The 16391-nt window shown below is 70.1% G+C and carries 13 protein-coding genes; 10 read left to right on the top strand and 3 right to left on the bottom strand.

Annotated elements, in window-relative coordinates:
* The first annotated feature begins 34 nt into the window (after positions 1 to 34).
* The 8 genes from ACZ7LT_RS11745 to ACZ7LT_RS11780 all read left to right on the top strand — a co-directional run bounded on the left by ACZ7LT_RS11745 (position 35) and on the right by ACZ7LT_RS11780 (position 10572).
* Positions 35 to 961 carry a carbohydrate ABC transporter permease gene (locus tag ACZ7LT_RS11745; protein WP_471235846.1) on the top strand — a complete coding sequence of 309 codons (927 nt, stop codon included), beginning with the start codon at positions 35 to 37 and terminating at the stop codon, positions 959 to 961.
* A 5-nt stretch (positions 962 to 966) separates the two neighbouring features.
* Positions 967 to 1896, top strand: coding sequence for a carbohydrate ABC transporter permease (locus ACZ7LT_RS11750; protein WP_471235847.1), 930 nt, complete (start codon positions 967 to 969; stop codon positions 1894 to 1896).
* A 194-nt stretch (positions 1897 to 2090) separates the two neighbouring features.
* Complete coding sequence (locus ACZ7LT_RS11755; protein WP_471235848.1) at positions 2091 to 3302, top strand: ROK family transcriptional regulator; 1212 nt, start codon at positions 2091 to 2093, stop codon at positions 3300 to 3302.
* Between the two features lie 122 nt (positions 3303 to 3424).
* Entirely contained in the window at positions 3425 to 4531 is a 1107-nt protein-coding gene (locus ACZ7LT_RS11760) for a substrate-binding domain-containing protein (protein WP_471235849.1), read from the top strand.
* 146 nt (positions 4532 to 4677) lie between these two features.
* Complete coding sequence (locus ACZ7LT_RS11765; protein ID WP_471235850.1) at positions 4678 to 5472, top strand: ATP-binding cassette domain-containing protein; 795 nt, start codon at positions 4678 to 4680, stop codon at positions 5470 to 5472.
* Positions 5469 to 6779: a sugar ABC transporter permease gene (locus tag ACZ7LT_RS11770; protein WP_471235851.1), complete on the top strand. Its 1311-nt coding sequence runs from the start codon at positions 5469 to 5471 to the stop codon at positions 6777 to 6779. The genes ACZ7LT_RS11765 and ACZ7LT_RS11770 overlap by 4 nt, the downstream gene beginning before the upstream one ends.
* A gap of 195 nt (positions 6780 to 6974) precedes the next feature.
* A complete protein-coding gene (dxs, locus tag ACZ7LT_RS11775; protein ID WP_471235852.1) occupies positions 6975 to 8906 on the top strand; it encodes a 1-deoxy-D-xylulose-5-phosphate synthase in 1932 nt (643 codons plus the stop codon).
* Between the two features lie 190 nt (positions 8907 to 9096).
* Positions 9097 to 10572 (top strand): amino acid permease, encoded by a 1476-nt coding sequence (locus ACZ7LT_RS11780; protein ID WP_471236331.1) that lies wholly within the window; start codon positions 9097 to 9099, stop codon positions 10570 to 10572.
* 16 nt (positions 10573 to 10588) lie between these two features.
* On the opposite strand, the gene ACZ7LT_RS11785 is transcribed toward ACZ7LT_RS11780, so the two are convergent.
* Positions 10589 to 10972: an NTP pyrophosphohydrolase gene (locus tag ACZ7LT_RS11785; RefSeq protein WP_471235853.1), complete on the bottom strand. Its 384-nt coding sequence runs from the start codon at positions 10970 to 10972 to the stop codon at positions 10589 to 10591.
* Between the two features lie 194 nt (positions 10973 to 11166).
* Between ACZ7LT_RS11785 and ACZ7LT_RS11790 the strand changes: the two genes are divergently transcribed.
* Entirely contained in the window at positions 11167 to 12225 is a 1059-nt protein-coding gene (locus ACZ7LT_RS11790) for a PLL family lectin (RefSeq protein WP_471235854.1), read from the top strand.
* A 78-nt stretch (positions 12226 to 12303) separates the two neighbouring features.
* Here the strand turns inward: ACZ7LT_RS11790 and ACZ7LT_RS11795 are convergent, their stop codons facing one another.
* Positions 12304 to 13401, bottom strand: a complete 1098-nt coding sequence (locus tag ACZ7LT_RS11795; protein ID WP_471235855.1) for an LCP family protein — start codon at positions 13399 to 13401, stop codon at positions 12304 to 12306.
* A 228-nt stretch (positions 13402 to 13629) separates the two neighbouring features.
* Between ACZ7LT_RS11795 and ACZ7LT_RS11800 the strand changes: the two genes are divergently transcribed.
* Positions 13630 to 14802 carry a hypothetical protein gene (locus ACZ7LT_RS11800; protein ID WP_471235856.1) on the top strand — a complete coding sequence of 391 codons (1173 nt, stop codon included), beginning with the start codon at positions 13630 to 13632 and terminating at the stop codon, positions 14800 to 14802.
* Here the strand turns inward: ACZ7LT_RS11800 and ACZ7LT_RS11805 are convergent.
* Entirely contained in the window at positions 14779 to 16383 is a 1605-nt protein-coding gene (locus ACZ7LT_RS11805) for a glycosyltransferase family 2 protein (RefSeq protein ID WP_471235857.1), read from the bottom strand. The two genes, ACZ7LT_RS11800 and ACZ7LT_RS11805, sit on opposite strands and share 24 nt — an antisense overlap.
* Positions 16384 to 16391 lie beyond the last annotated feature (8 nt).

Raw genomic sequence — 16391 nt, forward strand, 5'->3', positions numbered from 1 at the left:
CGGCGGCAGCACAGGAAGGTCGGAGTCGCTCACGATGCAACACGGTAAGTACCGGTTCATTCTCGGGTTCTTGGCGATCCCCATGGCGCTCTACGCCGTCTTCGTCATCTGGCCCTTCATCCAGTCCATCTACTACTCGTTCACGGACTGGACCGGTCTGAGCCCCGACTTCCAGATGGTCGGCTTCGACAACTACACGAAGATGTTCGAGGACGACATCTTCTGGAAGTCCCTGTGGCACAGCGTGCTGCTGGCGCTTCTGCTGCCGCTGGTGACGCTCGGCCTCGCCCTCTTCTTCGCCTTCATGATCAACGTCGGCGGCCGGCGTCGCCGGGGCGCCGCCATCCAGGGAGTCCGCGGCTCGGGCTTCTACAAGATCGCGTACTTCGTCCCGCAGGTCCTGTCGATCGCCATCGTCGCGATCCTCTTCCAGTTCGCCTTCGACCCCGCCCAAGGCATGATCAACGGCCTGCTCAAGAGCGTCGGCGTCGAGGGTGAGTCCCTGCCGAACTGGCTCGGCGACCCCCAGCTCGCCCTGTGGTGCATCGTGGCCGTCCTCGTCTGGTGCACCGTCGGCTTCTTCGTCGTCCTCTTCTCCGCGGGCATGGCCTCCATCCCCAGGGACTTCTACGAGGCCGCCCTGCTCGACGGCGCCAGCCGGATCACCACGTTCTTCCGGATCACCCTGCCGCTGCTCTGGGACACCGTCCAGTCCGGCTGGGTCTACATGGGCATCCTGGCCCTCGGCGCCGAAGCCTTCGCCGTCGTCCACATCATGTCCGTCGGCCCCGGCGGCCCCGACTACGCGACGACGGTCCTGCCGCTGTACGTCTACCAGGCGGCGTTCCGGGACGGTCAGGCGGCCTACGCGACCACCATCGGTGTCGCCCTGCTCGTGGTCACCCTGGCCTTCGCGGCCGTCGTGATGCGGGTGGGCCGGCGCGAGCGGCTGGAGTTCTGAACCAGATGAAGACCACCGACACCCCTCCCGCCGGCCTCGGCAAGACCGGCCTGCCCGCCCAGCGCACCGCGGCCGGCCCCGCCGGCGGCGCCGCCAAGGAGAGCAGGACCGAGGGCACGGTCCTCAACGTCTTCTCCCACGGCATGCTGATCCTGTGGGCCTTCATGGTCGTCCTGCCCCTGCTGTGGGCGGTGATGACCTCCTTCAAGACCGACGCGGACATCTTCAACTCGCCCTGGGCCCTGCCGGACACCCTGCACTTCGAGAACTGGTCGCGCGCCTGGTCCCAGGCCCATATGAGCGACTACTTCCTGAACACCGTCGTGGTGGTCGGCGGCTCGCTCGTCGGCACGCTGCTCTTCGGGTCGATGGCGGCGTACGTCCTCGCCCGCTTCGACTTCCCCGGCAACCGCTTCATCTACTACCTGTTCGTCGGCGGTATGAGCTTCCCGGTGATGCTCGCGCTGGTCCCGCTCTTCTACGTGCTGGACAACACCGGGCTGCTCAACACCATCCACGGCCTGATCCTGGTCTACATCGCGTACTCGCTGCCGTTCACCGTCTTCTTCCTGACGGCGTTCTTCCGTACGCTGCCCACCTCGATCGCCGAGGCCGCGATGATCGACGGCGCCTCGCACACCCGGACGTTCTTCCAGGTCATGCTGCCCATGGCCAAGCCGGGCCTGATCAGCGTCGGGATCTTCAACTTCCTGGGGCAGTGGAACCAGTACATGCTGCCGACCGTGCTCAACACCGACCCGGACAAGCGGGTCCTCTCCCAGGGCCTGGTCGAGCTCGCCACCAGCCAGGGATACAAGGGGGACTGGTCGGGCCTCTTCGCCGGCCTGGTGATGGCGATGCTGCCGGTCCTCGCCGCCTACATCGTCTTCCAGCGGCAGGTCGTGGCGGGCCTGACGGCGGGCGCGCTGAAGTAGGCGCGGCGACGTAGATACGCGCACGGGCCCCGGTGAGCACCGCTCACCGGGGCCCTTCGCCGTCCATGCCGGATTTCTCCCCACGGTGATCGCTCATCCGAGGCTCCGGTCGCTCAAGGTCTTGACGGGGTCGCACCCTAACGGCTCCCCTTAGAGTTCACATGTTGGAGAAAACGGCAGGAGTGAGTGAGTCGATGGAGACTCCGGGGTCGCAGACATCTCTGCATCGGGCCAATCTCGAGCGGGTCGTACGGGCGGTGCGCATGGCCGGGTCGCTCACCCAGGCCGAGATCGCCAGAGCCACGGGCCTGTCGGCGGCCACCGTCTCCAACATCGTCCGCGAGCTGAAGGACGGCGGAACGGTCGACGTCACCCCCACCTCAGCGGGCGGCCGCCGGGCCCGCAGCGTCTCGCTCAGCGGGGACGCCGGGATCGTGATCGGGGTCGACTTCGGCCACACCCATCTTCGGGTCGCGGTCGGCAACCTGGCCCATCAGGTGCTGGCCGAGGAGTCCGAGCCGCTCGATGTCGACGCCTCCGCCGCGGAAGGCTTCGACCGGGCGGAACAGCTGGTCAAACGGCTGATCGGGGCCACCGGCATCGGCCAGGAGAAGGTCATCGGGGTCGGCCTCGGCGTCCCCGGCCCGATCGACGTCTCCTCCGGAACGCTCGGCTCCACCGCGATCCTGCCGGGCTGGAGCGGGATCAACCCCGCCGAGGAGCTCTCCGGCCGGCTCGGCGTGCCGGTGTACGTCGACAACGACGCCAACCTGGGCGCGCTCGGCGAGCTGGTCTGGGGCAGCGGCCGGGGCGTGAAGGACCTGGCGTACATCAAGGTCGCCAGCGGTGTGGGCGCCGGGCTCGTCATCGACGGGCAGATCTACCGGGGCCCGGGCGGCACCGCCGGCGAGATCGGGCACATCACGCTCGACGAGTCGGGGCCGGTCTGCCGCTGCGGAAACCGCGGCTGCCTGGAGACCTTCGCCGCCGCCCGGTACGTGCTGCCGCTGCTGCAGCCCAGCCACGGCACCGATCTCACCATGGAGCGGGTGGTCCAGCTGGCCCGCGAGGGCGACCCGGGCTGCCGCCGGGTGATCGCCGACGTCGGACGGCATGTCGGCAGCGGTGTCGCCAACCTCTGCAACCTGCTCAATCCCAGCCGGGTGGTCCTGGGCGGCGACCTCGCGGAGGCCGGTGAGCTGGTGCTCGGACCCATCCGGGACTCGGTGTCGCGGTACGCGATCCCGAGCGCCGCGCGGCAGTTGTCGGTGGCGCCCGGAGCGCTGGGCGGCCGCGCGGAGGTGCTGGGCGCCCTGGCGCTCGCACTGAGTGAAATGGGCGATTCGACCCTCCTGGAGAGCGCGATGCCGGCCGCGGCGTCCGCCTCCAGTCCTGCCTTCACTTAGATAACGAATGGCACCGTTGTCATCTCGTTAAGGATTTACTCCTTGACGGTGTGGTTGCGGCCGAGTTGACTTCCTGCCACCTCGGCCGCAACGACGCGGCCTCGTCAGGGAGGCAACCCCATATGAACGTAGTGACGCGACGCGTCGTCATAGGTACGGCAGCGGTGTCCATGGCCCTCTCTCTCGCCGCGTGCGGCAAGGCGGGCGAAGGCGCGAAGACGGGCACGACGTCCGGCGGCGGTGACGGCAAGACCATCGGTCTGCTCCTGCCGGAGAACAAGACCACGCGCTACGAGACCTTCGACCGCCCGATCATCGAGGCGAAGATCAAGGCGCTCTGCTCGGACTGCACCGTGAAGTACAACAACGCGGCCCAGGACACCGAGACCCAGAAGAAGCAGTTCGACGCGCTCGTCACGCAGGGCGTGAAGGTCATCATCCTCGACTCGGTCGACTACAAGGCGACCAAGTCCTGGGTGCAGCGGGCGGAGGCCGACGGCGTCAAGGTCGTCGCGTACGACCGGCTCGCCGAGGGCCCGATCGCCGCGTACGTCTCCTACGACAACGAGAAGATCGGCCGCCTGCAGGGCGAGGGCCTGGTCAAGGCGCTGGGCGCCGGCGCCAAGGACGCGAACGTCGTCATGATCAACGGCTCGCCGACCGACCCGAACGCCCCGCTGTTCAAGAAGGGCGCCCACAGCGTCCTCGACAAGCAGGTCAAGAAGGTCGTCTACGAGCAGGACATCCCGGACTGGTCGCCCGACGAGGCCAACAAGAAGATGGGTGCCGCCATCGACTCGCTCGGCAAGAGCGGCTTCCAGGGCGTCTACTCCGCCAACGACGGCATGGCCGGCGGCATCATCACCGCCCTGTCCAAGCAGGGCATCAAGGTCCCGGTCGGCGGCCAGGACGCCGAGCTCGCGGGTCTGCAGCGCATCCTCAAGGGCGACCAGGCCTTCACGATCTACAAGCAGATCAAGCCGGAGGCCGAGACCACCGCCGAGATCGCCGTCCGCCTGCTCAAGGGCGAGAAGATCGACGACCTCGCCCCGGCCAAGGTCGACAGCCTCAGCGGCGAGTTCAAGGGCATCCCGGCGAAGCTGTACGACGCCCAGATCGTCACCAAGGCCGACATCGCCGGCACGATCATCAAGGACCAGGTCTACAAGGCCGCGGACATCTGCACCGCCGAGTACAAGGCGGCCTGCGAGGCGGCCGGCATCAAGTAGCCGGCCCCGAGCGGAAGCCTTCTCGTACCGGTCCGGCGGCCCCGCCCCGTTCAACGCCCCGCAAGCGGGGGCGGGGCGCCGGACTTCCTCGCACCCCTCGTGCTCGACAATGCACCACCATCCCCGCCGGTCAGGCGGCGAAGGAGATGATTCACGTGTCCGCTACGCCCGTGCTGGCGTTGCGCGGAGTCTCCAAGCGGTTCGGCGCCGTCCAGGCGCTTACGGACGTAGAGCTGGAGATCCACGCCGGTGAGGTGGTCGCCCTGGTCGGCGACAACGGCGCCGGCAAGTCGACCCTCGTCAAGACCATTTCGGGTGTCCACCCGATCGACGAAGGCACCATCGAGTGGAACGGCACCCCCGTGCCCATCCACCGTCCGCAGGACTCCCAGGCCCTCGGGGTCGCCACCGTCTACCAGGACCTGGCGCTCTGCGACAACCTGGACGTCGTCGCCAACCTCTTCCTCGGCAGCGAGCTGCGCAGCGCCGCCATCCTGGACGAGATCGCGATGGAGAAGCGCGCCAAGGAGCTTCTGGACACCCTGTCCATCCGCATCCCCAGCGTCCGTATCCCCGTCGCGGCGCTCTCCGGCGGTCAGCGGCAGGTCGTCGCCATCGCCCGCGCGCTGATCGGCGACCCGAAGGTCGTCATCCTCGACGAGCCCACCGCCGCCCTCGGCGTCGAGCAGACCGCACAGGTGCTCGACCTGGTGGAGCGGCTGCGCGAGCGCGGCCACGGCGTCATCCTCATCAGCCACAACATGGCCGACGTCCGCGCGGTCGCCGACCGGGTCGCGGTGCTGCGCCTGGGCCGTAACAACGGCGTCTTCGACGTGAAGACCACCAGCCACGAAGAGATCATCGCGGCCATCACCGGAGCCACGGACAACGCCGTGACCCGTCGGCAGGCGCGCACGGCCACGAAGGAGGACGCGAAGTGAGCGACCTCGCCAAGAAGACCCCCGAGACCCCCGAGGCTCCCGGCACCGCGCCGGCCCCCGAGGCCTCCGCCGCGCCCATCCCGGCCGTCGACCCGCGCCTGCTCATCCGCGAGGAGGGCATCAAGGGCTACTGGACCGAGTTCACCCGCAAGGTCCGCGGCGGAGAGCTCGGCTCCCTGCCGGTCGTCCTGGGCCTGATCGTCATCGCGATCGTCTTCCAGCTCCAGAACAGCAACTTCCTCTCCGCGAGCTCCGTCGCCAACATCGCGGTCTACAGCTCCGGCCTCGGCATCATGGCCGTCGGCATCGTCTTCGTACTGATCCTCGGCGAGATCGACCTCTCGGTCGGCTCCGTCGCGGGCGTCGGAGCGGCCGTGTGGGCCGTGCTCAACGTCAACCAGGGCATGAACGACTGGCTGGCCATCGGCATCGCCGTCCTCGCCGGTATGGCGCTGGGCATCCTGCACGGCTTCTTCTTCGCCAAGATCGGCGTCCCGGCCTTCGTGGTCACCCTCGCCGGCTTCCTCGGCTGGAGCGGTCTGCAGGACTGGCTCATGGGCGGGGAAGGCTCCATCAACACCCCCTCCGGCAGCGTCGTCGAGAACCTGACCAACTACTTCTTCGAGGACAAGGCCGCCGCGTACGGCCTCGCCCTGGTCGCCGTCCTCGCCTACGCCACCTCGCTGCTCATGGACGCCAAGCGCCGCCGGGCCGCCGCCCTGCCCGCCCGTCCCACCAGCGAAATCGTGCTGCGCACGACGGTCGTCGCGGTGCTCTGCTTCGTCGTCGCCTACGTCCTGAACGAGCCCGCGGGCGCCCGTGGCCTGCCGCTGGCCCTGGTGCTGTTCCTGGCCGTCCTCGTGGTCGCCGACTTCGTGGCCCGCCGCACCACCTTCGGCCGGCAGGTCTTCGCGGTCGGCGGCAACCCCGAGGCCGCCCGTCGCGCCGGTATCAACGTCGACCGGGTCCGTATCACCGTCTTCGCCCTCTCCGGCCTGCTCGGCGCCTTCGGCGGACTGTTCATCGCCAGCCTGTCCGGCGGCGCGACCAAGAGCGTCGGCGGCGGCAACACGCTGATGCTGGTGATCGCCGCGGCCGTGATCGGCGGCACGAGCCTCTTCGGCGGCCGAGGCAAGGTCTGGTCGGCGCTCCTGGGAATGATCGTGATTCAGTCGATCCAGCAGGGCCTCAACATGATCGGTATGGCGAACGCCATCCAGTACATGATCACCGGCGCGGTCCTGCTGGCCGCCGTCGTGATCGACTCGGTCTCCCGCCGCACGCAGAAGACCGCTGGTCGCGCCTAGCCCGGCCACTCCGTGCCCGGCGCCGAGAACCGGCGCCGGGCACGTTCGCGTCTCCATCCCCGTCACCGGTTCGTCACCATCGATTCGGCCGCCGGAGTGACGCAGAACGCCCCGCCCGATGACCATCGTCCGGAGCGGAACATTAGACTCGGCAAAATCGACAAGCTCGACCAGCTCAAAGGCAAGGAGGCACGGGTGGCTCTGCTGACCCGTATCAGGGGACCGCGCGATCTGGACCGGCTCTCCCCGGAACAGCTGGACCAGCTGGCCGCCGAGATCCGGACATTTCTCGTGGACGCCGTCTCCAAGACCGGCGGCCACCTGGGCCCGAACCTCGGTGTGGTCGAGCTGACGATCGCGCTGCACCGCGTCTTCCACTCCCCGAAGGACAAGGTCCTCTGGGACACCGGCCACCAGTCCTATGTGCACAAGCTGCTCACCGGACGGCAGGACTTCTCCCGGCTCAAGATGAAGGGCGGCCTCTCCGGCTACCCCGCCCGGGCCGAGTCCGAGCACGACATCATCGAGAACTCGCACGCCTCCACCGTGCTGGGCTGGGCCGACGGCCTCGCCAAGGCCAACGAGGTGCTGAAGAAGGACGACCACGTCGTCGCGGTCATCGGTGACGGCGCGCTCACCGGCGGCATGGCCTGGGAGGCGCTGAACAACATCGCCGACGCCAAGGACCGCCCGCTCGTCATCGTCGTCAACGACAACGAGCGCTCCTACGCGCCCACCATCGGCGGCCTCGCCAACCACCTCGCCACCCTGCGCACCACGGACGGCTACGAGCGTTTCCTCGCCCGCGGCAAGGACATCCTGGAGCGCACCCCCGTCGTCGGAAAGCCGCTCTACGAGACGCTGCACGGCGCCAAGAAGGGCCTGAAGGACTTCATCGCCCCGCAGGGCATGTTCGAAGACCTCGGCCTCAAGTACGTCGGCCCCATCGACGGACACGACATCGAGGCCCTGGAGTCCGCGCTGACCCGCGCCAAGCGCTTCGGCGGGCCGGTCATCGTGCACTGCCTCACCGAGAAGGGCCGCGGCTACCAGCCCGCCCTCCAGGACGAGGCCGACCGCTTCCACGCCGTCGGCAAGATCCACCCCGACACGGGCCTGCCCATCGCCTCCTCCGGGGCCGACTGGACCGGCGTCTTCGCCGACGAGATGGTCAAGCTGGGCGAGGAGCGCGAGGACATCGTGGCGATCACCGCCGCCATGCTCCAGCCGGTCGGCCTCGACAAGTTCGCCAAGGCCTTCCCCGAGCGGGTCTACGACGTCGGCATCGCCGAGCAGCACGGCGCGGTCTCCGCGGCCGGCCTCGCCACCGGCGGCGTCCACCCCGTCTTCGCCGTCTACGCCACCTTCCTCAACCGCGCCTTCGACCAGGTCCTGATGGACGTGGCCCTGCACAAGTGCGGTGTCACCTTCGTCCTCGACCGGGCCGGCATCACCGGCACCGACGGCGCCTCCCACAACGGCATGTGGGACATGTCGATCCTCCAGGTCGTGCCCGGCCTGCGGCTCGCCGCGCCGCGCGACGCCGACCAGGTACGCGCCCAGCTCCGCGAGGCCGTCGAGGTCGACGACGCCCCCACCGTGGTCCGCTTCTCCAAGGGCGCCGTGGGCCCCGCCGTCCCCGCCGTGGGCCGTATCGGCGGCATGGACGTCCTGCGCGAGCCCGGCACCAAGCGTCCGGACGTCCTGCTGGTCTCGGTCGGCGCGCTCGCCCCGATGTGCCTGGAGATCGCCGGCCTCCTCGACCAGCAGGGCATCTCCACCACCGTCGTCGACCCCCGCTGGGTCAAGCCGGTCGACGAGGCCCTCGCCCCGCTCGCCGACCGCCACCGCGTCGTCGTCACCGTCGAGGACAACAGCCGCGTCGGCGGTGTCGGCTCCGCCGTCGCGCAGGCCCTGCGCGACGCGGGCGTCGACGTCCCGCTGCGTGACTTCGGCATCCCGCCGCGCTTCCTCGACCACGCCTCGCGCGCCGAGGTCCTCGCCGAGATCGGGCTGACCGCGCCGGACATCGCCCGCCAGGTCACCGGCCTCGTCTCCCGGATCGACGGCCGGTTCGCCGACAGCGGTGCCGAGGACGCCGGCATCGTCGAGCCCGCCCGCGACTGACACCCGCCGCCGCGGCGCCCCGCGCATTGGGCCGGACGGACCACCCTTCGGGGGTCCGCCCGGCCCTTTCGTGTGAAACGGACTCTCTTGGCGGGCGCGGTCCCGTAACCCTCTCGATCATGGGCTTTACGGCCATGGGTACGGAGGTACGCCGGTGAGCACGGACCAGCAGTCGAACGGCACTTCTTCGATGTTCCGGACCAAGACGGTGGAACAGTCGATCCGGGACACGGAGGAACCGGAGCACGCACTCAAGAAATCCCTGTCCGCCTGGGATCTGACCGTCTTCGGCGTCGGTGTCATCATCGGCACCGGCATCTTCGTGCTCACCGGCAAGGTGGCCAAGGAGAACGCCGGACCGGCGACCGCGCTGGCCTTCGTCGCCGCCGGCATCGTCTGCGCGCTGGCGGCGCTGTGCTACGCCGAATTCGCCTCCACCGTGCCGGTCGCCGGATCGGCCTACACCTTTGCGTACGCCTCCATCGGTGAGCTGCCGGCCTGGATCATCGGCTGGGACCTCGTCCTGGAGTTCGCGCTCGGCACGGCCGTCGTCGCCGTCGGCTGGTCCGGCTACGTACGGTCCTTGATGGACAACGTCGACTGGCATCTACCCGCGGCGATCCAAGGTCCGGACACGCCCGACGGCGTCTTCGACCTGCTGGCCTTCCTGCTGGTCCTGGTCCTCACGGTGATCCTCGTCATCGGCATGAAGCTGTCCGCCCGGATCACGGCCCTGGTCGTCGCCATCAAGGTCACCGTCGTCATGATCGTGATCATCGCGGGGCTGTTCTTCGTCGTCGGCGACAACTACTCGCCGTTCATCCCCGACGCGGTCACCCCCGAGGGCGGCTCCGGCTGGGACGCCCCCCTGATCCAGCTGATCTTCGGCTACGAGCCCACCAACTTCGGCGTCATGGGCATCTTCACCGCCGCGTCCGTCGTCTTCTTCGCCTTCATCGGCTTCGACGTGGTCGCCACCGCCGCCGAGGAGACCAAGCTCCCGCAGCGCGACATGCCCCGCGGCATCCTGGGCTCCCTCTTCATCTGCACCGTGCTGTACGTCGCCGTCGCCCTCGTCGTGACCGGTATGCAGCACTACACGGAACTGTCCGTCAGCGCCCCGCTCGCCGACGCCTTCAAGTCCGTCGGCCACCCCTTCTACGCGGGGGTGATCAGCTTCGGCGCCGCCGTCGGTCTCACCACCGTCTGCCTCATCCTGCTGCTCGGCCAGACCCGCGTGTTCTTCGCGATGAGCCGGGACGGACTGCTGCCCCGGTTCTTCTCCATCACGCACCCCAAGTTCAGGACGCCCTACCGCCCCACCATCCTGCTCGGCGTGGTCATCGCCATCGTGGCCGGCTTCACCAGCATCAACGAGCTCGCCACCCTGGTGAACATCGGCACGCTCTTCGCGTTCGTGATGGTCGCCGTCGGCGTGATGGTCCTGCGCCGCACCCGCCCGGACCTGCACCGCGCGTTCCGCACCCCGTGGGTGCCGGTGCTGCCGATCGCCTCCATCGCCGCGTCCGTCTGGCTGATGCTCAACCTGCCCGGCGAGACGTGGTTCCGGTTCGCCGTCTGGATGGCCGCCGGCATCGTCGTGTACTTCCTGTACGGGCGCCGGCACAGCCGTCTCGGCAAGCTCGGCAAGGACGCCGTGTTCTAACCGCCCCAGGGCCGCCTCAGGCCCGGCGCACCGCGCCCGGCCCCGCGCACCGCGCCCCCTGCTCCTCGACCCGCCTCCGCAGCTCCCGGTCGGCCGTGATCACCACGCACGGCCGGCCGGCCGCTTCCCGGGCCAGCTCCACGATCCGGTCGTCCCCGCTGCCGGGCGCCGGCTCGACCCGTACCTCCGGAACCGGCGCGACACCGCGCGCCTGGCCCTCGACCACGAGGACCACCTCCACCGGCCCCGGCAGCCCCTCCACCCCCGTCCGCGCGACCGAGACGAGCCGGTCGCGCAGCCGCTCGGCGGCGCCCCTGCGGTCGCGCCACCAGCCGTCGGGCACCGACCCCACGACATTGGCGCCGTCGACGATCAGGACCGGTCCGGTCCGCTCAGCCATGCGTCCTGCCCTCGGGTCGGGGGTCCTCCCGACCGATGACGGGAAGCCTCCCAATGCTATTGTCGCCAGGATTCAAGGGTGTCAGGGAAGGTGGCCGACAGACCATGGCCGTGTGGTCCGCACGTAAATCACAGGGTCGGAAGTCCGAACCGCCGCCGTCCTCCCGCTCCGGCCGGCCGGAGGCCGGTGTCCCGATGGACACCCCGCTGCCCGCCACCACCAACTGGCTGCTGCGCGGCAAGGACGGCCGGCTCACCGCCTACGCCCCCGTCGAAGGCGGCGTCCTGCGGTGGACGGAGACCACGCCAGGCGGCCCCGAATGGACCGCCACGTTCCTGCCGGCGCACGGGCTCGTGCCCTACCTGTCGATCACCCAGAGCCCCGAGGGCTATGTGTATCTGACCGGTCTGCGCCGCCGCCCCGGCGCCGACGGCCAGCTCAGCGTCGACATCGTCTACGGCGTGCAGTACCAGAGCGGCCGCCCCATGCGGGACTGGCACGCGCTCGGCACCCCGTACACGACCCCGCGCAACCGCCACCACGCCGCCAACATCGGCCTGCCCGTCTCGGCCCTGGACTCGGTGGGCGCGCTGCACATCGCGATCCGTAACGCGGGCGGCGGTCTGTGCGCCCGCAGCCAGGCGCCGACCGGCCGCTGGCTGTCGAAGTGGGCCGACCTCAAGGGCTCGAACGTCACCGGCACGGTCGCCGCCACGGTCAACGAGGAAGGCAACGTCGACCTCTACGGCCCCACCGGCACCACCGTCCTGCGCTGGAGCCAGCCGAAGCCCGGCGCCGAGTTCGCCCGTGGCGAGGACCTGGCCGCGGAGGTCGCCGACGGCACCTTCACCGCCGTACGTACGGGCAAGGAGAGCGTCACCCGCTTCTGGCGCGACGCCGACACCGGCGAGGTACGGACCTGGCGGCCCGGCACCGCACCGCGCACGCTGGGCGGCGCGAGCGGCACCGGCCCCGTCTCACTGCTGCGCACCCCGGTCGACGGGGTCGACTGCGTGCTCCTTGCCCAGCGCGACGCCACCGGCCGTCCGGCGTTGACCGCCTACCCGGCCGAGCGTGAGGAGACCGGCGTCGACTGGTCGCTCACCGGCGACGTCTGCGTCGGCGTGCCCGCCCTGGCGATCGACGCCCGGGGCCGGGTGGTCCTCGCGGCGATCGGTACGGACGGCACGCTCCGCGTCACGCGGCAGAAGGACGAGTCGGGCCTCGCGCTGGACACCTGGACCCGCGCCTGAGCGAGGCTCGCCCACACCACGGCGAACGCCCCGGAACTCCAACGGAGTTCCGGGGCGTTCGCCGTGGGTCGCCGGTGATCAGCCGCCCGTGGCGGGGGACTTCTTCGCCGATGTGGGGATCCGCTCGTCGTTGCGGATCGCCTTCCACAGCTGGGTGGCCTGCGGCTCGGCGGCCACCACGCGGTTGGGGTCCTTCTTGTCGTACGCGACCGGCAGCATGATCGTCTCCATGTTCTGCGGGTCGACGCCGTTCATGCTGCGGCCGAACTCGCTGAGCGCGCTGAGCGAGGCGAGCGAGGAGTCGGTGGTGAGCGCCTTGGTCGCGGAGTTGGCGATCTTGTACGACTTGGCGGGGCTGCCGAGCAGGTCCTGCCTCTTGACCTCGGTCAGCAGGGCCATCAGGAACTTCTGCTGGAGCCCGATCCGGCCGAGGTCGCTGCCGTCGCCGACACCATGGCGGGTGCGGACGTACTGGAGGGACTGGGTGCCGTCGAGCTTCTGCGTCCCGGCCTCCAGGTTGAGACCGCCCGCGCCGCCCTTGATCGGCTCGTCGATGTCGATCGTGACACCGCCTATGGCGTCCACCAGGTCCTTGAAACCGGCGAAGTCGATCTCCAGGTAGTGGTCGATCCGCACGCCGGACATCTTCTCGACGGTCTTCACGACACAGGCGGGGCCGTGCTGCGCGTAGACCGAGTTGAACATCACGCGGTCCTTGGACGGCGAGGTGCCGCCGTCGCGCTGGGTGCACTCGGGCCGGGTGACCAGGGTGTCGCGGGGGATGCTCACCGCGGTGGCCCGGGTCCGGCCCTCGGGTATGTGCACCACCAGCGCGGTGTCCGAACGGGCGCCGCTGACCTTGCCCTTGCCGCCGCCGAGGTCGCCGCTCTCACCCGCGCGCGAGTCGGAGCCGAGGACCAGGAGGTTCTGGCCGGCCGTGGGCAGCTTCTGCGGACGGTCGTCGCCGAGCGCCTTGTCCAGATCGACACCCTTGATGTTGCTGTCCAGGCTGCTGTACATCCACCACGCGCCACCGCCGGCGGCGAGGACCAGGACCAGCAGGACCAGCAGCACGATGCGCAGCGGGCGGCGCTTCCTGCCGCTGCGGCGCTGAGCGCGCCGGGACGGCGCGCCGCGCGAACCGGACGGTTTCACCGCGGTGTTCTGGTCGGTCATGGCTGGTCGAGCCCCTTCCGTCGGGACGCTGTGCGTGGCGTGCGAGAGGAACGGGCGGTGTAGAGGACCGGCCCACCTGTCAGCTTCAGGACGCTGTGAATAATATGCAGATCGCATAGCGCGAGGGGCCTTGGGGGTGGCTGCTTCCCTGTGAACACGCGGTGAAGCGTGTGACAAACTTCGGACCCTACGGGAAGACGGGGGAAGACGGAGAGGCGGAATGTGGTCGTGATCCGTGGGAGGAACAGAGGCCGCGGTGCGGACTTCGGCGCGGCCACACACCGGGACGCCGCGGCTGACGGGCTGCCCCGGATCCCCTCCGGCCGCTGGCTGTTCGCCGGCAGCGACGGTCTCGTCACGGCGTACGCGACCGGCCCCGAGGGGCTGATCCGCTGGACCGAGACCCCGTCGGGGGCCTTCACCGGCCCCGAGTCGATCGAGGTGCCCCGCTGGGCCGGGCCGCTCACCCTGGCCCGCAGCGGCGAGGGATATGTCCATTTCGCCGGTCTTCGCTGGCCGGTGGACGGCGGCCCCGCCCATGTCGTCGTCAGCGCCCAGTTCCAGAGCGGCCGCGGGCTGATGGACTGGTACGACCTCGGTGTGCCCGCCGCCCCCGGCTTCGAGGGCGAGGACACGGTCGTCGCCGGGCCCGTCGTCGTGGTCAACCAGGTCACCGGCGGCGTGCATGTGCTGGTCTCGCTGCGCGCCGGCGGGATCGTACGGCGCATCCGCAGTGGCGAGGGCCGCTGGGGCCGTTGGAAGAACCTCACCACCGAGACGTACTCCGGCGAGTTCGCGGCGGCCATGCCGGCCGACGGGTCGCTGGAGGTGCTGGCCGTCGGACGGGCCGGGGTGGACCGCTGGGTGAGTGCGGGCGGCGGCCGCTTCGAGCTGAGGGATCGTTTCACCACCCCGATAGCCGACGGCACCCAGACCGCCGTCGAGACCGGCCCGAAGCGCACCACGTACTTCTGGCGCTACCCCGGCGACGACTCCCTGGTCGCCTGGCGCGCCCAGAGTCGTACCGCCCGGGGCGGGCTGATGGCCCTCGGCGGCGCGGGCGGCAGCGGCCGGCCCGGCGCCGCCCGGACCACCATCGGCGGCTACGACTGCACCGTCCTCGCGCAGCGAGGCGGCAACGGCGCCGTGGAGGTCAGCGCGTACGTCACCGAGAACGAGGGCTACGGCGCCTGGTGGGCGTCGCTCGGCGAGACCGGACCGGGCGCCTCCGCCCCGCAGGTCGCGGTGGACGGCGCCGGCCGGATCGTGGTCGCCGTCCTCGACAGGGAGGGCGCCCTGCTGGTGGCCCGCCAGGACCTCACACAGGACGGCCTCGCCTTCGGCGGGTGGACCCGGCACAGCGGCGCCGACGCCGGCTCAGTGGGCCCCTGGCAGCGGTAGCCGCTCGGATATCTCCAGACACAGGTCGCCGTCCGGCGTGTAGAACGGCGTCGCGGCCAGTACGTGTCCGGCCGTGGTCGCCGACGGCGCGAAGACCACCGGCGGCCGGCTTACCACGTCGACCTCCGGCGCCCGCTTGCGGCCGAGCGGCACCTCCTGGGTGACGCCCTCGAAGCTCACCGCCAGCAGGACGTCCCAGACACCGGTCGGCAGCGGCCAGCCGTTGGACATCTGGCGCAGGTTGATCCGGGTCGAGAAACGGCCCATGGCCCGCGGCTTGCCCTTGGAGTTGACCAGCTTCTCGTCCCGCCGCGCCGTGACGGAGAAACGCTCCTCCGCACCGCTCTGCCGGTGCCGCAGCACCACCTTGGTGGCCCGCTCCCGAGTGGTGAGCTGCTCGAAGAAGGCATGGCCGTCCAGCAGCAGCAGCGGCCCGTTCCAGCGCAGGCTCGTCAGCTGCTGATTGACCGTCATCTTGTCGGTGATGTCGAAGATCTCGTCCGGCAGCCCGACGGCCGGGTCGCGGAAGAACGGCAGCATCGTGTAGACGCGGCCGTTCTCCACGGTCTTCTTCGGCACCGGGCTAGCCTTGTCCGCCTCGTACGCCACCATCTGCTGGGCCTCGGCGTAACGTCCCGCCGCGATCAGCGCGAGCCGTACGGCCAGCGGGCGCGGCAGCAGCGCCAGGGCGCCGGGGGTGACCTGGCCGCGCAGCACCTCGGAGGCGGCCCACAGCGTCCGCTCCCGCTCGGCGTGGTTGTCAGAGGCCAGCAGCAACGGGCCCGTGGCCTTGCCGAGTTCGGCCTCCAGATGGCGCGAGAACAGCAGGTCCTGCTTGGGTCCCGGCGGCACCAGCGAGGCGACCAGCGTCATCATCCGGGACGCCAGGGCGACCCGCTGCGACAGCTGCGCGGGACCGGACGAGGACGGGCCCTTGACCACGCACGGCTCGTCGGCGACGACCGAGATGTTGTCGGCGCCGACGTAGGCGGCGGCGGTGAACGCCTGGTCCTCGCCGGTCGGCATGTCGGAGGGGAACTCCAGACCGCGCCGGCGCAGCATGCTCGTGCGGAACAGCTTGTCGGGGGTGAGCGACCAGTACACCCGCGTGGTGTACAGATCCGCCGACGCCTGCGTCTTGCGGAACATCGACGTCGCCACCGCGTGGCGGCCCGAGCTCTCCAGCTTGCCGAGCACCACGTCGGACTCGTTGGCGTCCGCCGAGGCCACCATCAGCTCCAGCGCCTTCGGCGTGAGCCGGTCGGCGCCGGTCAGGAAGATGACGTACCGGGCGGTGGCCTGGCTCATGCCCCAGTTACGGGCCTCGGCCGTGGACAGCCCCTGCGGCAGCCGCCCGGCGCGCAGCAGGCCGGCGAACCGCTGCTGGGCCTCGGCGAGCACGGAGCCGCTGTCGTCCGTCGAGCCGTCGTCGACCGCGATGACCTCCATGCGGTCGGTGCCGATCGACTGCTGGAGCAGCGAGTCGAGGCAGGCCGGCAGGGTGCGGGCGTGGTTGCGGACATGCAGGACGACGGTGACGTCACGGATGTCGCCCGGGTGCACAGGTGCGGACTGGTACATGGGCGGGG

The sequence above is a fragment of the Streptomyces sp. NPDC039465 genome (genome assembly GCF_055639315.1).